Raw genomic sequence first — 21,770 nt, forward strand, 5'->3', positions numbered from 1 at the left:
ATAAATAAAACAACGTTTTATTTTAATAAACACAAGTTTGGTACCCTTTGCTGCATAAATAGCCATCACCTTATTTACAGGGAGATACCATGTCTAAGAAAGTCGCTGTACTACTGGCGAAAGGGTTTGAAGAAGCAGAAGCGATCATGACCATCGACGTTTTGCGCCGTCTGGACATCCACGTAACCACCTTGGCCTGTCAGGATATGTTGGAGCTCACCAGCTATCACAACATTCGCATGTTTGCCGATGTGCTTCTCGAACGCAGCATGGATGAAACCTTTGACGCCGTCGTTATTCCTGGCGGGCCTGAAGGGACGGTAAATCTGGCTGCTAATCCGCTGGTTGTGGAGTTTATTCGCCGTCATGACGCCGCAGGAAAATGGATTTGCCCTATCTGCTCTGCGGCCGCACGCGTTTTGGGGGGAAATAATCTTCTCAATGGCCGCCGCTATACTTGCTCAGGCGATCTGCATCAGGATGTTAAAGACGGCATCTACGTGGACGAAAAAATTGTTGAAGATGGCAATCTGCTCAGTGGAAAAGGGCTTGGTGTTGCTTTTGATTTTGCTTTCCACCTCGGCTGGAAACTCACCGGTAACGCAAGCAATATTGATTTTCAGGTAGACCATATCTATTACGATTTCTGGCGAACACACGCCTAATAAATAGGCGTGACAGATATATTTGTTGCGCCATATTCCCCCATCTAATTATTTTATTTTAAAACGGGTTATCCCGATCACATAAAACACAAAACATAATTTCAGAATAAAAAAACACAATGGTTAGCGGCTTATCCTTGCCCTAAGAATGGCGTATCGAATCCACGATGCGAACGCTTTCAGAGGGACATATGAGCAGCCACATTCTGTCAAAACAAGAAAAAATCGGCTATGGCCTCGGCGATGCCGCAAGCCATATTGTTTTTGATAATGTCATGTTATACATGATGTTTTTTTATACGGATATTTTTGGTATTCCCGCGGGCTTCGTCGGCACTATGTTCCTGCTAGCGCGTGCACTAGATGCTATTTCCGACCCTATCATGGGGTTAGTCGCTGACCGTACCCGTACCCGCTGGGGTAAATTCCGGCCTTATGTGCTGTTTGCCGCGATCCCCTTTGGCATCGTGTGCATATTTGCCTACAGCACGCCGGAACTCAGCCTAACCGGTAAAATGGTTTATGCCGCTATCACTTACACCTTGCTGACGCTGATGTATACCGTCGTCAACATCCCATACTGTGCGTTAGGCGGCGTAATTACGGCCGATCCAACCCAACGCATTTCTCTACAATCCTATCGTTTCGTATTGGCTACCGCGGGCGGTATGTTAAGCACCGTTCTCATGATGCCGCTGGTCAGTTTTATTGGTAAAGGCGATCAAGCGTTCGGCTTTAAAGGCGGTATTGCAGTACTCGCTTTAGTTGCCGTCATCATGCTGGCTATTTGCTTTGCCACCACCAAAGAACGCATCAGCGATGAAGGAACAACGCAGGGCAGCATGCGTGAAGATCTGCGCGATATCATTCGCAACGACCAATGGCGCATCGTTGGCCTACTCACCATCCTGAATATCTTGGCCGTCTCGGTCCGCGGCGGCGCCATGATGTACTACGTCACCTATATCCTCGGTAATCCGCTGGTGTTTACTTGGTTCCTCACCACCTATTGCGTGGGCAATTTGTTTGGCAGCGCTGCGGCTAAACCGCTGACCGATTGGAAATGCAAAGTCAGCGTGTTTTGGTGGACCAACGCCATTCTTGCCGTTTTGAGCGTCGCCATGTTCTTTGTGCCCATTGGCGCCAATATCACTATGTTTATCTTCATCTTTATCATCGGCGTATTGCATCAGCTCGTCACCCCGATCCAATGGGTAATGATGTCCGATACCGTTGACTACGGCGAATGGAAAGGCGGCAAACGCCTCACGGGGATTAGCTTTGCGGGCACCCTGTTCGTCTTAAAACTGGGGCTCGCCCTCGGCGGCGCACTGATTGGCTGGATGCTGGCTGGCGCGGGATATCAATCGGGTGCCGCCACGCAAAACAGCGCCACTATCATGAGCATTATCGCCCTGTTCACGCTGGTTCCCGCCGTCTGCTATTTCCTGAGCGCACTTATCGCCGCTCGCCTGTATACCCTGCGTACGCCGTTCATCAACCGCATTTTAAAAGAGCTGGCCGATGGCGTGCGCCGCAACGAACACGAATTTACTCAAGATATGAAGACAGCAGAGGATTTAAGTCATGAAAATCAGTGACGGCAATTGGCTCATCCATGAAGGACTCAACCTCATCCACCCGTTATATGTGTTTGAAGTCGAGCAGCACGCCCGTGAAATGGTCATTTACGCCGCCCCGCGTGAAGCCAGCGCGCGCTCAGCACAGCTGGATACTCCACTGTTTACGCTGCGGTTTTTTTCTCCACAGGAGGGAGTCATTGGTGTACGCATTGCGCACTTTACCGGACGAATAGAACGTGGGCCGCAATACCCTTTATATCACGCCACCGAGCACACCATTCGGATGGAAAATACCGATGATTACGCCGCCCTGCACAGTGGGGATTTAAGCGTTCGGGTGACCAAAGGAGAAAACTGGGCGCTGGATTTCCTGCGTCACGGCGAGCGCATCACCGGCAGCGTGGCTAAATCCAATGGCTACATTCAAAATGCCAAAGATGGCAAAACGTATCTCTATGAACGCCTCGATTTAGGCGTGGGGGAAACCGTATATGGCCTCGGCGAGCGCTTTACTGCTTTCGTCAAAAATGGGCAAAACGTAGAAACGTGGAACCGCGACGGCGGCACCAGCACCGAACAGGCCTATAAAAATATCCCGTTCTATCTGACCAATCGCGGCTATGGCGTATTGGTAAATCATCCCGAATGTGTCTCATTTGAAGTGGGTTCGGAAAAAGTCTCCAAGGTGCAATTCAGCGTTGAGGGCGAACATCTAGAATATTTAGTCTTTGACGGCCCAACGCCAAAGCAGGTTCTAGACCGTTATACTCGCCTCACCGGTCGCCCTGCGCTGCCACCGGCGTGGTCATTTGGCCTCTGGCTTACCACTTCATTTACCACCAACTACGACGAAAAAACCGTTAACCGCTTTATCGACGGCATGGCCGAACGCAACCTTCCGCTGCACGTGTTTCATTTCGACTGCTTCTGGATGAAGGCATTTCAGTGGTGCGATTTCGAATGGGACCCTGAAACCTTCCCCGATCCGGAAGGCATGCTCCAACGTTTGAAAGCGCGCGGGCTAAAAATATGCGTATGGATTAACCCTTACATTGGGCAAAAGTCACCGCTGTTTAAACAGGGGATGGAGAAGGGATATCTGCTCAAACGTCCAAACGGCGACGTATGGCAATGGGATAAATGGCAGCCGGGACAGGGCATCGTTGATTTCACCAATCCTGCTGCCTGCGACTGGTATGCAGGGCATCTCAAACGCTTAATCCACATGGGCGTTGACTGCTTTAAAACCGATTTTGGCGAGCGCATTCCAACCGACGTGGTATGGCACGACGGTTCATGCCCACAAAAAATGCATAACCATTACGCCTTTATTTACAACAAGTTGGTGTATGAAGTCTTGCAGCAAGAATTGGGTAAAGACGAAGCGGTGCTATTTGCCCGCTCGGCGTCGGTCGGCGCGCAGCAATTTCCGGTTCACTGGGGCGGCGACTGCTACGCCACCTATGAATCAATGGCGGAAAGCCTGCGCGGTGGATTATCTCTTGGATTGTCTGGTTTTGGCTTCTGGAGCCACGACATCGGCGGATTTGAAAATACGGCACCGGCGCACGTTTACAAACGTTGGTGCGCCTTTGGCCTGCTCTCTAGCCATAGTCGCCTGCACGGCAGTAAATCCTACCGCGTACCGTGGGCGTATGACGATGAAGCCTGCGACGTGGTGCGTTTTTTCACCGAGTGGAAATGCCGCCTGATGCCGTACCTCTACGCCGCCTCTGCTCAGGCTGCCAAAACAGGTACGCCGGTGATGCGCGCTATGATGCTGGAATTCCCAGAAGATCCGGGCTGCGATTATCTGGATCGCCAATACATGTTGGGGGATTCGCTGCTGGTCGCCCCGGTATTTAGCGAGAGCGGTGACGTCAGCGTCTATTTGCCCGCGGGCCGCTGGACACATCTCTATAGCAATCAAGAAGCCACCGGTGGCTGGCACCGAGAACAGCACGGGTTCAACAGTTTGCCGCTATATGTGCGCCCTAACAGCCTGATCGCTATCGGTAATAACAGCCAAAAACCTGATTATGACTATGCCGATAGCCCCTGTTTCCACCTTTTTGCCTTAGAAGAAAATACCCAAGCGAAGGCCGTCATTCCAGCCGCTGATGGTCAAGCTCAATTTACGCTTTGCGTGCAGCGTAAAGGCAATCAGCTGCTTGTTTCGAGCACCGGAAACGCTCAACGCTGGAGCCTATGCTTACGCAATATTCATCGAGCGATAACACAGGAAAGCAGCGCAGTAGATGCAGGGGAAATGGGCGTTACCATCACGCCAGCAAACGTGGTTAATAGCCTGACGATCACGCTCAAATAACATTACTTTGCGACAAAACAGACTGCCGCCAGCGCCTGAAACGCTGGCGGTTTTTTTAATGGCGTTCGACGGCGGGCGCAGCCCATTCTTGCGGATAGCGCGATGGAACAAAGCGCAGCGTCAGCAGCATCAAGCCAACCACCAAGAACGCGTGGAATATCCAATCCATCAGGAAGTTACCGCTGAGGCTACGCAGCAATCCAGAAAGGTATGGCGACAAGCCTGCCACAATAAAACCGATCCCCTGCATGAAGGCCACCAAACGCCCCGCAATCGCGGGCTGAGGCGAGTGATCGAGCGCCAACACCAAGCACAAAGGGAATGCACCGCCGAGTCCAAAGCCGCACACCACCGCCCATAGAACGGACATCTGCAAAGGCATCCAGATAAAACCACAGAACCCAATCAGCTGTAGCATTAGCGCCGCCAGCAGCAGCATGCGTCGATCCTGACGACGCGCAAACATTGGCAACATTAATGCCCCTACCGCCTGCCCAACCGTCATCAACGCCAGCAAACTCCCGCTAAACTGTGCGCTGGAGCCCAGCTGCATATAGTAGGGCGGCAGCCATGCGATCAGGCTGGTGTAACCGCCATTGATCAGCCCAAAATAGAGACCCAGCGTCCACGCACGCGGGCTGATATGTAAGCGCAGCGGCTGTGCTGACACCGCGTGTTTTATTGGCTGCGCCAGCGTTTTACTCTGCGGCCACCAGCCGATTAACGCAATCACAGCAGGTAATGCCCACCAAGCCAAAGATCGGTGCCAAACATCGCTGTGCTGCGCAAGCCACGGCGTTAGCGCCGCACCCAAACCGCCACCGCCCATCAGCGCCGCCGACCACAATCCCATCACCAGCGGCATACGGCGCTGGAAGGAACGTTTAATTACCGCAGGCATCACGGCCTGAATAATCCCGATACCAATCCCGCCCAGCAGTGCGCTGCTTAGCAACACGAGGCTTTGTGGCGCGAGCTCGCGCAGCAGCGCACCGACGGCAATAGCCAGCAAACTCAGCGCCACGCTATTGCGTTCACTGATATGGCGATCGACCCAGCCTCCCGCCAGTGCTAATACGCCCATCGCTACCACCGGCAAGGCGGTTAATAACGAAACGGCGGTAAAGCTCATGCCGCTCGCTTCACGCAGCTGCGGCAATAATGGCCCGATAGAGGTAAGAAGTGGCCGCATATTCAGACCAATTAACACCAAAACTAACAACATCAAACTTTGTTTCTGTGTCTGACTCATGACTGCTTTTGCACCCAACGTTCATATAGCTTGCGGCCATTTGGTTGTGGCAAATGGTGAATCGGTAAAGATTGTTGTTCTAACGGCAGCTGTAGTTGCTGATAAATAGCCGCGGTCGATAATTTATACTCTTCCCCATCCTGATTGCCGTTGGCGAAATACACCGCCTTTACACCGGTCAGATACATGGCGCTGAGGCACATAGGGCAAGGCTGTCCGCTCGCATACACCGTACAGTCACGCAGCGCTGCGCTCCCCAGATGAGCAGAAACCTCACGAATACCGTTCAGCTCGGCATGCGCCGTTGGATCGCCATTGAGATGAATGGTGTTCACGGCCTCGGCAACAATCTCATCGTGACGCACAATCACTGCGCCAAATGGACGCCCACCCTGCTCAACGCTATCCGCCGCCAGCGCTAACGCGCGCTGTAGATACTCATCATGAGAAGACATGTGTGACTCCTGTTAATAAAAAGTTAGCAGGGTAAGGTTATCTTGAATTGTGGGGGAGGAATAGTGCCTAGATGGTGATTTAGGGGGAGTTCGCTAGATTTATGCTGGATAGGTGTAGGGTTTCGTATGTTAGATAGATGCCACGTTTCGACCGCCTATCCGTTGCGGCATTTACATATAGATTCCGTCGAAGGCGTCCGAGTCGGGTGCGCCAGCGCGCGCACCCAACACCCGCGCGCTTTTATCCGAGATGCCATCTCCGCTCCGGTTTGGTATCGCCCATCCAGGGCGCCCCAAACTCCGCCGGTACATCCCTGTACCGGCGGCTCTCTCTACCAAGGCTTAAACAATTAAAAAGATAAAAAGATCTTTTGTCTTTTTCACGTTGAAAGAATGCATTTTAGAGCCGCCAGCAGGGATGCTGGTGGCAGGTTGAGGGCGCACAGGGATGTGCGCTCCGAGACCGGTCGGCCAAACAACACGGTAAAAAGCGCGAGAGTGAAGAGGTTGCGCGCTGGCAACCTCTTCTCGGACGCCTACACCGACGGTTTCATGGAAACAAATTTGCTGACTGGCGGACGAAACCCTTCACAGCTCTATCATGAAACTAGGTCTTTTAGGCGGACGTAATATGCATAAGGCCTAAAATATTCGGCATAGGCAATTAGTACAAAACCCTTCACAGCTCTATCAAAGAGATAGAAAACCACTGCCAATAAGAACAATTGCCTAAGCACTCAACCCCAACTCACAATAACGCCGCCAACCGATTCAAATCCGACTGAATAGCCCCCGCCGTCACATCGCGTCCTGCGCCCGGTCCACGGATAACCAACGGATTATCACGATACCAGCGGCTTTCAATGGCAAACACGTTGTCACATGGCAACAACGCCGCCAGTGGGTGTTCTGGGCGAACGGCTTCCACACCAACGCGCGCTTTGCCGTTGGCATCAAATCGGGCGACATAACGCAGCACCAGCCCCATTTCGTTGGCCGCTTCCAAACGCTGGATCATTTGTTCGTTCAGGTCTTCACCGTTTTCGAAGAAATGATCGATAGATCCCCCTTCGCAGCCAGCCGGCACCAGCGATTCCACACGTACCTGATTCGGTTCAATGTCATAACCTGCCTCACGCGCCAAAATTACCAGTTTGCGCATCACGTCTTGACCAGAGAGGTCAACACGCGGATCGGGCTCGGTCAGCCCCTGCTGCCACGCTTGATCGACCAGCTCAGTAAACGGAACTGTTCCATCAAACTGAAGGAATAACCAAGATAACGTACCGGAGAAGATCCCGCTGATCGACAAGATGGAGTCGCCGCTATCGCGCAGATCGCGAACCGTATAGTTCACAGGTAAACCCGCTCCGACGGTGGCGTTATACAGCCAGTGACGACCGGTTTTCTCAAAGGCATCACGAACTTGGCGATAATCATCGCTGCACGACGCACCAGCCAATTTGTTCGCACTAATAACGTGGAAACCATAGCTGGCAAAGTCACGATACTGCTGCGCCAACGACTCGCTGGCCGTAACATCCAGCACCACTAAATCGTCATAAGGGTGAGCACGCATCCACAGGAACAGGTTTTCTTCATCCATCTCCTGCGATTCATCATCAAAGAATGCCAATGCGCGGCTCGCGTCTAATCCTTCATAATTCAGCAAGCTGCGGCTGCTATCTACCACGCCAGCCAGCACAAATTCAAAGCCGCTACGGGCAGAAATATTCTCCTGCTCACGCGCAAACAGTTCTAACCAGCGCGAACCGATATTGCCCTTGCCCATCAATACCAACCCAACGCGTTTTTCGGCGCGGAACAACGTGGTGTGTAAACCTTGAATCAGGGCTTCAGTTGGGCCACGGCGCAATACCGCCACCAAGCTGATGCTGTCTTCTGACTGGCAGAAGAACTCAATTGGCTGATCTTTTAGTTGCTGATAGAAACGGTGGCTGTGCAGTGGGTTCTTGCATACGCCTGCGCCGACTAACGCCACCAGCGCCAATCCTTCACGCAGCTGTAGCAAACCCGGAACGCCAGATTCTTCCAATAACTTCAGCGCACTTTCCACCACTTCAGAGGTATAGCACAGCTGGATCATATGACGGTCGCGATGCACGCCGGTCGCTAATGGGCGCAGCTGGGAGCGCTTGAGCACGCGGTCAATTTCCTGACGCACGTGTTCAAAATCATGGCTTTGTGGAACATTAAGCTCAATCAGGCAAACTTCATCGTGGCTGGTGACAATTTTTGCACCGGTGCCAGATGCCAAAACACGCTCAATGCGCGTTGAGCCCTGCTCTGGCTGATAGCTACAGCGCAGTTGTAAGTCAATATCGCTGGCGGAAACCGGCTGCAACGTACGCGCATGCAGAACCGGCGCGGCTAAACGTGCCAGTTCGCTAGCTTCGTCTAAACGCAGCAGTGGCAACAGGCAGGCATCTTTAACCTTGCGTGGGTCAGCGCTGTACACACCGGCCACGTCGCTCCAAATCGTCACGCGAGAAACGCCCGCTAATGAGCCGATCTGAGTGGCGGAATAGTCAGAACCGTTACGCCCTAACAGCACGGTTTCACCCGCATCGTTACGGCAAATAAACCCCGTGGCGACGAGGCGTTTGTTAGGATGCTGCGCCAGAATTTGCTGTAATAGAGGATAAGATCGGCCTTCATCAACCTGTGGCTGGGCAGAACGTTCGGCGCGCAGGAAACTACGCGCATCCAGCCACTCTGACTCCATGCCTTTTACGTTGAGCAGCGCCGACATCAAACGCGCAGACCATATTTCACCGTGCCCTACCACTTCAGCATAGGTCGCATCGCACATCGGCTCGTCGAGTAAGGCGGCTAAGCGTTCCAAATCCTGAGTAAAGAGCGCAACCAAAGGCTCGGCAAGTTCAGCCGGCAACAGGCCCGTGATGAGTTCGCTTTGATAGCGACGTAATGCCTGCTGAACCTGATGCGCAGAGATCCGGTCAGTCTGGCTTAGCCTCAACCAGCTAATCAGCTGATTGGTGGTGCTACCCGCTGCGGAAACAACCATCATATCGCCAGGGAAGCTGTACTCCGCCATAATCCCTGCGACACGCAGATAACATTTCACATCGGCTAAACTACTGCCGCCAAACTTATGCAGCTGGCGTCCTATCGCCTGCCCCGCTACCGGTTGTGCGCTCATTCTTTACCTCTTAAAACCAGCCTAATATGCAGCATTATCGTTTGAGAAACAGCATATTAGCGTTGGCTGTTAGCTTTCTGGAACGCCTGCTCCAGATCGGAAATTAAATCGTCACCGTCTTCGATACCTACAGAAATACGCAGCAGGCTTTCTGAAATACCTGCGGCCTTACGCGCCTCTGGAGCCATCCCCGCGTGAGTCATCGTGCCTGCGTGGGAAATTAAACTCTCCACGCCGCCTAAAGATTCTGCCAGTGTAAACAGTTGCAGCGATTTTAGGAATCGTCGCAGCAAGGCTTCATCGCCATCCAGTTCAAAGCTCAGCATCGCGCCAAAGCCAGACTGCTGACGGCAGGCAATTTCATGTCCTTGGTTTTCTGGCAACGAAGGATGATAAAGCTTTTTCACCAGCGGCTGATGCTTGAGAAACTCCACAATTTTCAGCGCGTTTTGCTGCTGTAACTGAATGCGAGGGCTAAGGGTTCTCAGGCCACGCAGCAGGAGATAGCTGTCGAAAGCGCTGCCGGTTACGCCAATATTATTCGCCCACCATGCTAGCTCGGTAACATGCTCAGGATCTTTGGCAATAACGGTTCCCGCTACCACGTCGGAGTGACCATTTAAGTATTTGGTGCAGGAATGCAGAACCAAATCTGCGCCTAATTTTAACGGCTGTTGCAGCGCCGGGCTTAAGAAGGTGTTATCAACCACCGTTAACGCGCCCACGGCCTTAGCCGCTGTGCAAATAGCAGCAATATCGACCACGCGTAGCAACGGATTACTTGGGGTTTCGATCAGCACCAGCTTAGGTTTTTGTTCTAACGCGGCCGCGAGAGCCTGCGCATCACCCTGATCGACAAACAGCACGTTATACGCGCCGCGCTTGGCCAAACTATCGAACAGACGATAGCTGCCGCCGTAGCAGTCGTGCGGCGCTACCAGCAGATCGCCTGGTTTGAGGAAAACCGTGCACACCAAATGAATCGCCGACATACCCGTGCTGGTCATCACAGCCCCAGCGCCGCCTTCTAACTCAGCCAGCGCGCGCTGCACCACATCACGCGTAGGATTCCCACGGCGAGAGTAGTCATGCGCCCGTGGTTCATTGAAGTCGGTGAAGTTGTAAGTGCTGGAAAGATGGATGGGCGGAACGACGCAACCATACTGCTCGTCATCATTTAAACCACTGCGCACTGCAAGTGTTGCCTGCTTATATGTCACGTTGTTCTCTCCGCGCTGGATGATGTGTCGGGTGAAAGTGGAATAAAGATTAATCGCTTCGAATATAGACGTCAATACTTCTAGACATCTAAACTTCTTTGCGTATAGATTGAGCCTTGAGGAAATAACCGCTAAAATTATGTCAGTTTGAGGTGTACTGAAATCACAAAACGGTGGCATAAACCGATAAATCAGACACTTCGTGAGCATAAATCGTGAGGATCGGACATAATTAGCCGTTTCTCAAAATAACTAAGTCTAATTAAGGTATCCCCCCATGGCTGCTGAATGGAATGGCGAATACATCAGCCCTTATGCTGAGCACGGCAAAAAAAGCGAGCAGGTGAAAAAAATCACTGTATCTATCCCGCTGAAAGTGCTGAAAATCTTAACCGACGAGCGCACGCGCCGTCAGGTCAACAACCTACGTCACGCAACCAACAGTGAGTTGCTGTGTGAAGCGTTTCTGCATGCGTTTACTGGCCAACCGCTGCCTAACGATGCAGACCTGCGTAAAGAGCGTAGCGATGAAATCCCAGAAGCGGCAAAAATATTGATGAGAGAGATGGGTATCGACCCAGACACTTGGGAATATTAATGTTTGCAGTTCTGCAAAATAGAAAACCACGCTGAAATGCGTGGTTTTTTTTTGGCTAAGAGACTGACCACACCCTAACCCTCCTTTTCATAGAGGAGGGAACCGTTTGGCTATGTTTGTAAGATCCTCGATCGGCGACTCCCCCTGCAAAGGGGGAGGTTGGGAGGGGGTCTTGGCAAATCACGCAATAATCGGTGAATGAACCTCAGGCCGCACACCGAGCGTATGGCAGATGGCATAACTCATTTCTGCGCGGTTTAGCGTGTAGAAATGGAAATCTTTCACGCCTTCACGGCTGAGAATTTTCACCATGTCCATCGCGATATTCGCGCCCACCATTTTGCGCGTTTCAGCATCGTCATCCAGCCCTTCAAACATGCTGGTCATCCAGTGCGGCACGCGCACATTGGTCATGGTCGCAAAGCGCTGTAGCTGCTTAAAGTTCGATACCGGCAAAATACCCGGCACAATTTCCACGTCGATACCCGTAGCAACACAACGGTCACGGAAACGCAGGTAGCTTTCAACGTCGAAGAAAAACTGAGTAATCGCGCGGCTCGCACCGGCATCAATTTTACGTTTTAAATTAATGAGATCGGCCTGTGGGCTTTTGGCTTCGGGATGAACCTCAGGATAGGCGGCAACGGAAATATCAAAATCGCCGACCTCTTTCAGTAACGAGACCAGATCACAGGCATACATATCGGGTTTACCGCCGCCCGCTGGCAAATCGCCACGCAGAGCCACGATATGGCGGATACCGTTATTCCAATAATCCTGTGCGATGGTGCGTAACTCATCACGCGTGGCATCAACGCAGGTCAAATGCGGCGCGGCTTCTAGACCGGTACGGTCTTTAATACCTTTGATAATGCTGTGGGTACGATCACGTTCACCAGAATTAGCGCCGTAGGTCACAGAAACAAATTTCGGTTTTAGGCTGCTCAAGCGGTCGATGGACTGCCACAGAGTATCTTCCATTTCGCTGGTGCGTGGCGGGAAGAACTCAAATGACACATTAATTTGTCCGTGCAGTTCTGCCAGACTTTGGTTCAACGCCTCGCGCTGATTTGCGTGAAAGAAACTCATACCCCATCTTCCTCTTGTTGACCTGTTCGTGCGTAACCGCACTTTTTATTATCGTTTTTAATAAGCGTCTATACGTTTAGACGTCTAAACATGAAATTGCCGTAAGTTGGTCACTGAGTCAACAGTTAAATGAATTTCTCGCATGATGAATGTTCAAGGGGAGGTGAAATAAATTCATGTCTGGTATTTCGTGAAGTGACCCCTCCCAACATCACTGAACGGTTCCCGCCCCTGCTAAGGGGAGGGTTAGGGTGGGGTCGGCAACGAACTACCGCTTACTGATCTTATCCGCAATCGGCTTCACAACTTTATCGCCGTGATTGCCAAAGAACTGGTACAGAGAGTCCGATGCCGTGTGAGTTAGCACCATAATCTCGATACGGCGATTGGTTGCACTCAGTGGCTGATCGTTATCCAACAGCATTTGGTCAGCCATAGCGTTCACCTGCAATACTTTATCCATCTCCAAACCGCCGCGTGCCAACGCCTTGCGTGCAGCCATCGCACGATCGCCCGACAGGTTCCAGTTGTTGTACAACTCCTGATCGCGGTAGCGTGAAGAATCGGTATGGCCCGTAATAATGATTTTGTTGTCCAGCTTATTAAACACCGGTGCCAAATCTCTTAGCAGACGATTAAAGAACGGCGTCAAAATAGCGCTACTACGCTGGAACATCTCACGCTTTTGGTCGTCTTGAACCAAAATACGCAGCCCCTGCGGCACAATCTCCATCTTCATATTGGTCTGTGCATTATACGCCGAAGTGACCTGCAAGATGATGCGCGCCAGCTCTTCCATTTCTTGCTGAGAGCGTTTATTAACCTCTTCTAGCGATTCCGTTTTATTAACGATATCGGCAACGGACTGCTTTGGCTGTTCGCTCTTTATGCCACCGTTATCTGAACCGGAGCCGCTACCGTCTTCGTTTTCATCACCGCTACGCTTGCCTTCAAGAATAGGGTTACTTCCCCCACCTGAGCTCTTTTGCGTGATGGGGTTTATCGACATGCCATCAAAGATGGATTCGCTATTGAGGGTAGAGACAATTTCTTTACGCTCTTCTTCAGTCACCGAGCCCATAATCCACAGCACCATAAACAGCGCCATCATCGCGAGCGTAAAGTCAGCAAAGGCGACCTTCCACGCGCCACCGTGAATCGCATCGTGCGATTTACGCGAGGAGCGCTTGATTATCGTGGTGTGACCTTTACCTTTTGGGGAGCGCATCAGTTATCCCCCACCATCTGGTTCACCCAAGAATCCAGCGTAGCGAAGGTAGGTTTGGAATCCATTGGCAACATCTTGCGGCCCGCATCTACGGCCAGCAACGTGGGTTTACCCGCAACATGGTTAACCAGCACGGTACGCACACATTCCAGCACCGCCATCTGCGTTTTGGCGCGCTGCTCCATGGCGTTTGCCACCGGATCCATCAGGCAATAACAGATAAAAACGCCCAAGAACGTACCAATCAGCGCAGCTGCAACCTTAATACCGATAACCGCAATCGAACCATCAATAGACTGCATAGTGATGATGATCCCAAGAACTGCCGCACAAATACCAAAACCCGGCATCGCTTCTGCGGTACGCTGCAAAGAACGTGAAGGCAGCAGAAGCTCCTCTTCCATCGCGCCCAGTTCTTGCTCAAGAATACCTTCCAGCTCGTGTTCGTTGATCTTACCCATTGCCATCAAACGGAAGTTATCCGAAATAAACGTCACTAGGTCTTTATCGCGTAAAATCAGCGGATATTTTTGGAACAGCGCACTGCTTTCTGGAACTTCAATGTGCTCATCGAGGACTTTCAAACCACCGTCCTGCACCAGTTCTAACAGCTCATACAGCAGCATTAACAGCTGGCGCTGGTATTCATCGGTGTATTCGTTTTTGCGTAATACACCACGGAACTGGCGCCACATTTCGATCAGCACGTGTTTTGGGTTGGCCAAAACCATGGCCCCTAAACCCGCGCCAAGAATAATAACGATTTCGCCTGGTTGCCAAAAAGAAGCCAAACGCCCACCCGACATAATGAAGCCGCCGAGAACACAGACGAAAATAATAATCAGACCTAATAATTTCTGCATAGTGGTTCCACTTCTAGAAAAAGCTTTTAATTTTTTCTGTAATTTTCTTATTGAGCTGACAGACTCTGGCTTCGGTAAGATCCAGCACCAGTGCTATCTCTTTCAGACTCATTTCATGCTGATAATAGAGGCTCAAGATCAGCTGCTCGCGTTTATCGAGGCTGGCCAAAGCAACACGCAAGGTATTGCTGACCATCATCTCGTCCTCCAACGGACGGCTATTGAGCGCGGAACCCACACCGTCGTTAGAGAGTAAATCATCAAGGCTTTCCAGCGATTTAGCGCAGTCGAGCAACAGATATTCCTGATACTCCTGCGGCGTGATCTCTAGCCGGCCCGCAATTTCTTCATAGCTAGGTTCTTTGCCTAGCTCTCGCGCCAGCTCACGGATGGCGTCATTAAGCTTGTGGGTCTTCTGTCGTAAGCGGCGTGGGCGCCAGTCTAACTGGCGCAGTTCGTCCAACACGGCACCGCGAATTCGATGAATAGCATAAGCACCGAACTGCTCATCGGGATGTCCGTAACGACGCAAGGACGAGAGCAACCCCATTAGGGCGATCTGTTCCATGTCCTCGCGGTCGAGAACGCTGCTGGTTTGGTAAGACAGCTGTCTTACCACACGTTTTACCAACGGCAGATACGCGGTGAGATACTGCGTTTCTTGCGCCGGAGTCAGCGCTTCATTGGTCATAAAATCCATTATTTCCATTGCTCGTGCTTCTATCGCTTTCTATTGAAAGACCATCTTGCTAATGATGACATCGTGAAACGGCACGCCCGTATTTAGTGCTTTAAACTTCTTCACATACGCCGCCATCAGCTGTTCACGCAGCTCAACCACGTTCATGCCACGAATATGTGAATATTCCATGTCGGATAACAGGCTAACGGTCGCTCCGCGGATCGCAGGAATCATCGCCTCAGTACGCGCAGTTTCTTTGCTATCAGAAGTCGCAAGCGCCAATTCCAAAAGCAGATAGCGTTCTTTTTTGTTATCACTTTTCAAGGTGATAACAACGTTCTTAATTTCGACAAACTCAATGGTGGCTTCGCCATCAGCGGAGAACATCTTAGAAATCTTGTCGCCCACGCCGTTTTCTGGCTGAGCCAAAATATGATTCCCCATTACGGCTAAAACCGCCGCCAGCACGGCGGCGACTAATGCGATTACCAAACCTAATGAAAATGTTTTTACGGTCATATATGTCTTATTCAGTAGTTCAAATTGTCATGAGGACAGATTCATCCTCGCGGGTTTTCTTTGATGGTTCAGTGGTTTCACTGTCCAGCGGCATACCCGAGAGAATGAAAGGCTGTTGAGCGTCGCCTTGATGCCCATGCCCTGATTGTTGCTGTGAGTTTTGCGAGGAAACCTGAACGTTCACCTGAACAAAGTTCTGGTCGGTCAGGCTTTGGCGCAGTTCATTACTGACCTGCTGCAGGGCGCGATAAACCTCACCTTGGCTCGCATTGATATGCACCTGCAAACGTCCTGACTCAAATTGAATCGAGATATCGATCTTGCCCATATCCGGCGGATCGAGTCGGATCGTGGCATGCTGAACCTGATTTTTCACCTGAACCTGTAAACGCTCACCGAGTGAATTTTGTAACTGCTGCGGCCAACGCTCTTCGCTGGACTCCAGCTTCAGCGGCGCAGTAGTCGCATTGAAATTCTGCACCGTCGAAGCCACGGTATTACCCACGCTGGAAGGCGCAGACGTCGCTAACGATGCATTCAGGAGATCGCCGGGCACAGAGGAATGCTGCTGCATCACAGGACTAAACGCTTCGTGGGTCTTGGTCATCGCCGATGAAATGGCAATATCAGACGGCGCGGCGTTTAGCGCAGCGCTCAACACCGACGCATTGACGGGCTGCGAAGCACTTGGCATCACTGGTTGAGGCGCGATCTGGCGATTTAGCATCAACAATTCCGCCGAAGGCTGCTGCTCACCCAGCGACATAGCCACCGGTTGAGCCGGTGGTTGATAGGTGTTTAGCAGCAGGTTCAACATCTGCTGTTGATCCTCCTGCGGCAAACTGGCCAGATCGTCAACATCCGCATCACTATCATCAGAAGGCAGCGCGGTATCCGCACTCGTGCCGCCCGCCGCAGGACGCAAGCCCGCAACCCCAGACTGAGCCAGCAAAGAGCCCACCATGCTGAGCAGCTCATGACTGAACTGCGCGGCGTTTTCCGGTGATGCACTACTATTTGGCATTCCGCCGACCGCACCGATCGTCGACGCAGCGCCAGTCGAGTCACTGATAGACACGGTAGAAGATGCCCCCATAGCAGTCGGCATTGAGCTAGAAATCAGATCCATCATGCTCATTATTCGCTGTCCTCGTCGCCGCCAAAAATAGCGTAAGCAACTGCCCCTTCACGGTTATTGCGGTGCAAAGCCATCTTGTGCTCAAGCTCAGCGCTTTGCTGACGGCAGACCTCATTCACGCGACGATGGGTATCCTTCAACATCATCAAGGCTTGCCGCTTTTGTTCACTCAACGGCTGCCCACTGAGTGAACTCAGTAATGAAGCGATCTGCTTATCAACATTCCGCACCTGTACCCAATCACGCTGCTGAGTGGCACTCTTCAACGCGTTGGCAAGGAACTGAATCAGCTGAATATCATCCATTCTGTTTACCCATCTCTTCCCAACCTTCACGCAGGTTGTTGAGGATGGCTTCCACTTCATCAATGTATTCAACGGACAGCTTATGGCTGGCGTCGTACAAACGGTAAACGCAGTAGTCATACAGGTTTGCCAAGCTCAAAGCCAAGTCGCCGCCCTTTTCGTAATCCAGCGCGCTGGTCAGCGCATTGAGAATATCGATGCATTTATTAATGCTTTGAACTTTACGTTCATAGCGTTTAGCAACAATGTGGCTCTTGGCGCGAACCAGTTCATCCATGAGACCGCCAAACAGCATAAGAACCAGCTGATGAGGGGTCGCGGCGGCGGCCTGAATCGCCAGATCTGAATCCTGATAGAGGCCGTATCCTTCCTGTTGAGTTCCGTACATAAAACCTGCGTTCCTTAAACTAAGCCAAACATACTCATCGTATTATTCATCTGAGACATCACCTGCTGCAGCTGGGTAAACTGCTTCAGATAGCGGTTATAAGAGTTCTCATAACGGGTATTAATTTTGTCGCTGCGGTCGGTCAGCTGCGTTTCCTGACGATCCAATGATTCTTGACGGCCTTTGATCACGCCGTTGGTGTTATTCAGGTATTTATCCAGCGACTTATCCATCTTCTTGATAAGGCCGTCATCGCCGTTAAACAGCGCGGTCAGCTGCGTTGGATTATCTGTCAGCATTTTCTCGAGCTTTTCGCTATCGAGCTCTAACTTGCCGTCTTTATCGGCGGTGATCCCAAACTTAGTCATGTCCAGACCATCAATATTGGTACGAACCATGTTGTTCAGTTCACGCTCTAACGACGCAATTCCTGCGTCACCCGCAAAGGCTCCGCGATCTTTTCCACCGCTACCGCTAGCGGTTAATTTGCCGAGCGAATCACGCATTGTGTTGTAGGCATCAATGAACGCCTTCACCTGCGATTCGGTTTCACTGGTGTCGGTGTTAACGTTAATACGCAGCGGCGCATCGCCATCTTTCTGTGCCTGATTCAGTTCAACGGTCACACCGTCAATAACGCCGTCCAGCTTATTGGTGCTGTTAGTAATCTTTAGTCCGCTGTCTTTGCCACCCAGATAGACAACCGCATCCTGCGCTTTAGAAATAGTGGTGGTCTTACCCGTATCCATTTCAGCCGGGATGTTTCCACTCAGCTTGAGTTCGTTTTCTGCGCCAGTTTTATCACTGCTGAGCATTAACTTAACTTCACCGTCGGTACGGATCAGCGATGCGGTAATCGCCGGGCTTTTCTCCGAGCCATCGTTGGTTTTATTGATCGCTCGAGCCAGATCGGACATGGTTTCCAGACCATCCATCTCGATATCAATAGACTTACCATTAACCTCAAGCGTGAAAGTGCCCGTCGCGTTGTTAACGGCATCGTCGGTCATATCGTCGAACGCCACCTGATGCGAACCAGCCAACTGCTCAACGTAAAGGTTGTATGTGCCTTTCATGGCGTTGGAGTTCGCGGTGACATTCGCAATGTTGTCTAAACTGGTCGTGACCTTGTTGGTCAACAAGCCATTATTGGATTTATTCAGCGCCGTTAGCGCGGTGCGGAAATCCGTCATGGCACTTTTCAGCGCTTTCAACGCATCTTGTTGGCCCGTTAACGACGTTTGCTGTTTCTTCAGTGCAGCCTGCAATGCCATAACATCGTAGCTAGCCAACTGCGTTGCCATGGTCTGTGGGTCAATACTCGTGAAATCTGACATGCTGATCCTCCGGACACGCTGGCGAGTAGAAATGATTACCTATATATCCATAGGTAAAGCAAAGTACGTGCCAACTTTTTAGTTAAGTTAAATCAATGAGATGGGAGACTACCGGAAGGTGTTTTTCCTGATATTGACGGAAAGCGGAAATATTCCGGCAGAAATAAAAACACCGCCCAAGAGCGGTGTTTTTTGCATTATGACGTCATCGCTGATTAGCCCAGCAGAGACATCACCATGCCTGACATGCTGTTTGACTGCTTCAGCATAGACATGCTGGTCTGAGCCAACATCTGCTGACGCGTCATGGTTGATGCTTCTGATGCGAAATCGGCATCACGGATGTTACCCAGCGCCAGCTCGGTGTTGTCCTGCATGTTTGCCAAGTTCGCAGAGGTGTGACCCAAACGGTTGATGTTCGCACCCAGAGATGAACGCAGGGAACCCACGTCTTTCAGCGCGCCTTCCAAATCAGCAATAGCACCTGAAGCGCTAGTTGCAGAATCCAGTTTCAACGCTCCCAGACCAGTGCCAGCAACTGGAGCACCGCTTGGGTTAGTCGTTGCTGCTGTACCGATAGTTTTGGTTAAACCGGACAACTGGCTAGAGACATTCACGTTCAGCGTTTCTGCATTGCTAGAACCGATCTGGAAGTTCAAGCCACTGGTGCTCGCCAGTCCAGTTGTGCCGCTCAGCAGTTTGGTACCGCCGTAGCTGGTGTTGCTCATGATGTTACCCAACTCAGAGTTCAGCTGATCGAATTCAGACTGCAGGGATGCACGGTCTTCACTTGAGTTAGTATCGTTCGCTGCCTGCGTTGCTAGGTCTTTCATGCGGTACATGATGTTGCTCACTTCATCGAATGCACCTTCAGCGGTCTGCAGCATAGAGGTTGCATCGGCGATGTTACGTTTTGCAACGGTCATGCCGTTAGTCTGGCCCTGCAGACGAGAAGCGATCTGCATGCCTGCTGCGTCATCTGCCGCAGAGTTGATACGCTTGCCGGTACCCAGTCGTTCCATCGACGTAGACAGCAGGCTGTTAGATTTATTCAGCGCGTTCGTAGAAGCCATGGAAGAGGCATTGGTAAAGATAGATAAAGCCATTGTGTCGTCTCCTTCAGGGAATCCACCTATTTAGATTCCGCATCTCTCGTACTTATAGAAAACGACACACAGACTCTGAGAATTAAATCAGATGATAAAAAAATTAAACAAAATTTTTATTGGCTAATATTCATCGGCTAATAATGGTTACCTGATAGATACAAAAACACCGCCCTTAGGCGGTGTCTTCACGAGAGTAATGCGGGATATTAGCCCAGCAGAGACATCACCATGCCTGACATGCTGTTTGACTGCTTCAGCATAGACATGCTGGTCTGAGCCAACATCTGCTGACGCGTCATAGTCGATGCTTCTGATGCGAAATCGGCATCACGGATATTACCCAGCGCCAGCTCGGTATTGTCCTGCATGTTCGCCAAGTTCGCAGAGGTGTGACCCAAACGGTTGATGTTCGCACCCAACGTTGAACGCAGGGAACCCACGTCTTTCAGTGCGCCTTCAAGGCTTGAAATTGCGCCAGAAGCATTAGCCGCAGAATCCAGAGTCAACGCACCCAGACCAGTGCCTGGAACTGCACCACCGCTTGGGTTAGTCGTTGCTGCTGTACCGATAGTTTTGGTTAAGCCAGACAGCTGGCTAGAGACATTTACGTTCAGCGTTTCTGCATTGCTAGAACCGATCTGGAAGTTCAGGCCACTGGTGCTCGCCAAACCAGTTCCGCCACTCAGCAGTTTAGTACCACCGAAGCTGGTGTTACCCATGATGTTGCCCAGCTCGGAGTTCAGCTGATCGAACTCTGACTGCAGGGATGCACGGTCTTCAGTTGAGTTAGTGTCGTTCGCAGCCTGCGTAGCCAGATCTTTCATGCGGTACATGATGTTGCTCACTTCGTCGAATGCACCTTCAGCGGTCTGCAGCATAGAGGTTGCATCGGCGATGTTACGTTTTGCGACGGTCATGCCGTTAGTCTGGCCCTGTAAACGAGAAGCGATCTGCATGCCTGCTGCGTCATCTGCCGCAGAGTTGATACGCTTGCCGGTACCCAGACGTTCCATCGACGTGGACAACAGGCTGTTAGATTTATTCAGCGCGTTCGTAGAAGCCATGGAAGAGGCATTGGTAAAGATAGATAAAGCCATTGTGTCGTCTCCTTCAGGGAATCCACCTATTTAGATTCCGCAATTCTTGTACTAAGAGAGAACGACACGTTGGCGATGAGAGTTAAATAGAAAATAAAAAAATCGTCACTTCAGTAATTAACTAGCAACTTCTTTCTTATATAGATAATCATATTTAAACAGACGTCCTCAATCACATCATTTCGACCAAATCGTCATCAATAATAAATAAATGCGCCCTTTATATTAAAACCTACATCTATATACCCACACTGCAAAGCAGGGATTAATGAATTAAAATATTATTAATAGCGACACAAATCAGAAAATTCTTAAGCGAAAAATCTTATTATTTTTACATCATTTTCACTTTATTTATAATTTCGGCGGACAATATTATTAGTTAAATTAACCCACAATTAATCACGCTAAGCACATACAAAAAGATCACGTATTTCACAAATGGAATACAAAGGTATCTTAAAGGTACTATGCATTCACCTATAGACATATTTGGTCATAACTCCAGCGTAGAAATAGAGCAACAGGCCTTGCGTGTTGGTATTTGTTCGCGTAAAACAGTGTTCTCGGAAGAGAATCTTCCTAAATGAGATCGATATTGACCAGACACCTTCCCTTAAAAAGACGCTGTTTGGAACGCTTTCGGGCATAAGAACACGATGTTCTTCAGTCCCCCACCGCAGCGAGCGGCAATTCATTGACGAATTATAAACGGACTTTTTAACCCAA

General features: G+C 50.8%; 19 protein-coding genes. 4 read left to right on the forward strand and 15 right to left on the reverse strand.

The genetic code is table 11. The annotated features are described in order from the left end of the window. Positions 1–89 precede the first annotated feature (89 nt). The 3 genes from AB3Y96_RS21865 to yicI all read left to right on the forward strand — a co-directional run bounded on the left by AB3Y96_RS21865 (position 90) and on the right by yicI (position 4,577). The gene (locus AB3Y96_RS21865) at positions 90–665 is read left to right on the forward strand and encodes a DJ-1/PfpI family protein (protein ID WP_367300208.1); all 576 of its coding nucleotides are present in this window, start codon (positions 90–92) and stop codon (positions 663–665) included. Positions 666–856: 191 nt separating this feature from the next. After that, positions 857–2,266 carry a glycoside-pentoside-hexuronide family transporter gene (locus tag AB3Y96_RS21870; protein ID WP_367300209.1) on the forward strand — a complete coding sequence of 470 codons (1,410 nt, stop codon included), beginning with the start codon at positions 857–859 and terminating at the stop codon, positions 2,264–2,266. Further along, positions 2,253–4,577 carry an alpha-xylosidase gene (yicI, locus tag AB3Y96_RS21875; protein WP_367300210.1) on the forward strand — a complete coding sequence of 775 codons (2,325 nt, stop codon included), beginning with the start codon at positions 2,253–2,255 and terminating at the stop codon, positions 4,575–4,577. Before AB3Y96_RS21870 ends, yicI begins: the two co-directional genes overlap by 14 nt. Before the next feature lie 55 nt (positions 4,578–4,632). Here yicI and AB3Y96_RS21880 read toward each other — a convergent pair whose 3' ends face one another. The 4 genes from AB3Y96_RS21880 to metB form a co-directional block, all read right to left on the reverse strand. After that, positions 4,633–5,829, reverse strand: coding sequence for a cyanate transporter (locus AB3Y96_RS21880; RefSeq protein WP_367300211.1), 1,197 nt, complete (start codon positions 5,827–5,829; stop codon positions 4,633–4,635). Beyond that, positions 5,826–6,284 carry a nucleoside deaminase gene (locus tag AB3Y96_RS21885; RefSeq protein WP_072309829.1) on the reverse strand — a complete coding sequence of 153 codons (459 nt, stop codon included), beginning with the start codon at positions 6,282–6,284 and terminating at the stop codon, positions 5,826–5,828. Before AB3Y96_RS21885 ends, AB3Y96_RS21880 begins: the two co-directional genes overlap by 4 nt. A 748-nt stretch (positions 6,285–7,032) precedes the next feature. Beyond that, positions 7,033–9,468, reverse strand: a complete 2,436-nt coding sequence (locus AB3Y96_RS21890) for a bifunctional aspartate kinase/homoserine dehydrogenase II (RefSeq protein WP_367300212.1) — start codon at positions 9,466–9,468, stop codon at positions 7,033–7,035. 56 nt (positions 9,469–9,524) lie between these two features. Beyond that, positions 9,525–10,688 carry a cystathionine gamma-synthase gene (metB, locus tag AB3Y96_RS21895; RefSeq protein ID WP_040044400.1) on the reverse strand — a complete coding sequence of 388 codons (1,164 nt, stop codon included), beginning with the start codon at positions 10,686–10,688 and terminating at the stop codon, positions 9,525–9,527. Positions 10,689–10,965: 277 nt separating this feature from the next. On the opposite strand from metB, the gene metJ reads away from it, so the two are divergent. Next, positions 10,966–11,286: a met regulon transcriptional regulator MetJ gene (gene metJ, locus AB3Y96_RS21900; RefSeq protein WP_025799616.1), complete on the forward strand. Its 321-nt coding sequence runs from the start codon at positions 10,966–10,968 to the stop codon at positions 11,284–11,286. A 180-nt stretch (positions 11,287–11,466) separates the two neighbouring features. Here metJ and metF read toward each other — a convergent pair whose 3' ends face one another. The 11 genes from metF to AB3Y96_RS21955 all read right to left on the reverse strand — a co-directional run bounded on the left by metF (position 11,467) and on the right by AB3Y96_RS21955 (position 21,041). After that, positions 11,467–12,375, reverse strand: coding sequence for a methylenetetrahydrofolate reductase (gene metF / locus AB3Y96_RS21905; protein ID WP_072309827.1), 909 nt, complete (start codon positions 12,373–12,375; stop codon positions 11,467–11,469). A gap of 268 nt (positions 12,376–12,643) precedes the next feature. Beyond that, positions 12,644–13,603, reverse strand: a complete 960-nt coding sequence (gene lafU / locus AB3Y96_RS21910) for a putative lateral flagellar export/assembly protein LafU (protein ID WP_367300213.1) — start codon at positions 13,601–13,603, stop codon at positions 12,644–12,646. Beyond that, the gene (gene motA / locus AB3Y96_RS21915) at positions 13,603–14,466 is read right to left on the reverse strand and encodes a flagellar motor stator protein MotA (protein ID WP_072309825.1); all 864 of its coding nucleotides are present in this window, start codon (positions 14,464–14,466) and stop codon (positions 13,603–13,605) included. The genes lafU and motA overlap by 1 nt, the downstream gene beginning before the upstream one ends. 13 nt (positions 14,467–14,479) lie before the next feature. Further along, the gene (locus AB3Y96_RS21920) at positions 14,480–15,166 is read right to left on the reverse strand and encodes a FliA/WhiG family RNA polymerase sigma factor (RefSeq protein WP_072309824.1); all 687 of its coding nucleotides are present in this window, start codon (positions 15,164–15,166) and stop codon (positions 14,480–14,482) included. Positions 15,167–15,196: 30 nt separating this feature from the next. Further along, the gene (locus tag AB3Y96_RS21925; RefSeq protein WP_072309823.1) at positions 15,197–15,667 is read right to left on the reverse strand and encodes a flagellar basal body-associated FliL family protein; all 471 of its coding nucleotides are present in this window, start codon (positions 15,665–15,667) and stop codon (positions 15,197–15,199) included. Between the two features lie 19 nt (positions 15,668–15,686). Next, positions 15,687–16,805 (reverse strand): flagellar hook-length control protein FliK, encoded by a 1,119-nt coding sequence (locus tag AB3Y96_RS21930; RefSeq protein WP_367300214.1) that lies wholly within the window; start codon positions 16,803–16,805, stop codon positions 15,687–15,689. After that, the gene (locus AB3Y96_RS21935) at positions 16,805–17,110 is read right to left on the reverse strand and encodes a hypothetical protein (RefSeq protein WP_367300215.1); all 306 of its coding nucleotides are present in this window, start codon (positions 17,108–17,110) and stop codon (positions 16,805–16,807) included. Before AB3Y96_RS21935 ends, AB3Y96_RS21930 begins: the two co-directional genes overlap by 1 nt. Continuing rightward, positions 17,103–17,498 carry a flagellar export chaperone FliS gene (gene fliS, locus AB3Y96_RS21940; protein ID WP_072309821.1) on the reverse strand — a complete coding sequence of 132 codons (396 nt, stop codon included), beginning with the start codon at positions 17,496–17,498 and terminating at the stop codon, positions 17,103–17,105. Before fliS ends, AB3Y96_RS21935 begins: the two co-directional genes overlap by 8 nt. Before the next feature lie 14 nt (positions 17,499–17,512). Further along, positions 17,513–18,835 (reverse strand): flagellar filament capping protein FliD, encoded by a 1,323-nt coding sequence (fliD, locus tag AB3Y96_RS21945; protein WP_072309820.1) that lies wholly within the window; start codon positions 18,833–18,835, stop codon positions 17,513–17,515. A 215-nt stretch (positions 18,836–19,050) separates the two neighbouring features. Beyond that, the gene (locus AB3Y96_RS21950) at positions 19,051–19,941 is read right to left on the reverse strand and encodes a flagellin (protein ID WP_072309819.1); all 891 of its coding nucleotides are present in this window, start codon (positions 19,939–19,941) and stop codon (positions 19,051–19,053) included. Between the two features lie 209 nt (positions 19,942–20,150). Then, entirely contained in the window at positions 20,151–21,041 is an 891-nt protein-coding gene (locus AB3Y96_RS21955; RefSeq protein ID WP_072309818.1) for a flagellin, read from the reverse strand. Positions 21,042–21,770: the final 729 nt, after the last annotated feature.

This window comes from Hafnia alvei (assembly GCF_964063325.1).
Lineage (GTDB): Bacteria > Pseudomonadota > Gammaproteobacteria > Enterobacterales > Enterobacteriaceae > Hafnia > Hafnia alvei_B.

Bases quoted from the DNA above. Each gene is read 5' to 3' on its own strand.
- fliS (WP_072309821.1), bottom strand. From the start codon at position 17,498: ATGTACGGAACTCAACAGGAAGGATACGGCCTCTATCAGGATTCAGAT.
- yicI (WP_367300210.1), top strand. From the start codon at position 2,253: ATGAAAATCAGTGACGGCAATTGGCTCATCCATGAAGGACTCAACCTC.
- AB3Y96_RS21920 (WP_072309824.1), bottom strand. From the start codon at position 15,166: ATGGATTTTATGACCAATGAAGCGCTGACTCCGGCGCAAGAAACGCAG.
- AB3Y96_RS21955 (WP_072309818.1), bottom strand. From the start codon at position 21,041: ATGGCTTTATCTATCTTTACCAATGCCTCTTCCATGGCTTCTACGAAC.
- AB3Y96_RS21890 (WP_367300212.1), bottom strand. From the start codon at position 9,468: ATGAGCGCACAACCGGTAGCGGGGCAGGCGATAGGACGCCAGCTGCAT.
- motA (WP_072309825.1), bottom strand. From the start codon at position 14,466: ATGCAGAAATTATTAGGTCTGATTATTATTTTCGTCTGTGTTCTCGGC.
- AB3Y96_RS21865 (WP_367300208.1), top strand. From the start codon at position 90: ATGTCTAAGAAAGTCGCTGTACTACTGGCGAAAGGGTTTGAAGAAGCA.
- AB3Y96_RS21950 (WP_072309819.1), bottom strand. From the start codon at position 19,941: ATGGCTTTATCTATCTTTACCAATGCCTCTTCCATGGCTTCTACGAAC.
- AB3Y96_RS21885 (WP_072309829.1), bottom strand. From the start codon at position 6,284: ATGTCTTCTCATGATGAGTATCTACAGCGCGCGTTAGCGCTGGCGGCG.
- metF (WP_072309827.1), bottom strand. From the start codon at position 12,375: ATGAGTTTCTTTCACGCAAATCAGCGCGAGGCGTTGAACCAAAGTCTG.
- AB3Y96_RS21930 (WP_367300214.1), bottom strand. From the start codon at position 16,805: ATGAGCATGATGGATCTGATTTCTAGCTCAATGCCGACTGCTATGGGG.
- AB3Y96_RS21925 (WP_072309823.1), bottom strand. From the start codon at position 15,667: ATGACCGTAAAAACATTTTCATTAGGTTTGGTAATCGCATTAGTCGCC.
- lafU (WP_367300213.1), bottom strand. From the start codon at position 13,603: ATGCGCTCCCCAAAAGGTAAAGGTCACACCACGATAATCAAGCGCTCC.
- metJ (WP_025799616.1), top strand. From the start codon at position 10,966: ATGGCTGCTGAATGGAATGGCGAATACATCAGCCCTTATGCTGAGCAC.
- AB3Y96_RS21870 (WP_367300209.1), top strand. From the start codon at position 857: ATGAGCAGCCACATTCTGTCAAAACAAGAAAAAATCGGCTATGGCCTC.
- AB3Y96_RS21880 (WP_367300211.1), bottom strand. From the start codon at position 5,829: ATGAGTCAGACACAGAAACAAAGTTTGATGTTGTTAGTTTTGGTGTTA.
- AB3Y96_RS21935 (WP_367300215.1), bottom strand. From the start codon at position 17,110: ATGGATGATATTCAGCTGATTCAGTTCCTTGCCAACGCGTTGAAGAGT.
- fliD (WP_072309820.1), bottom strand. From the start codon at position 18,835: ATGTCAGATTTCACGAGTATTGACCCACAGACCATGGCAACGCAGTTG.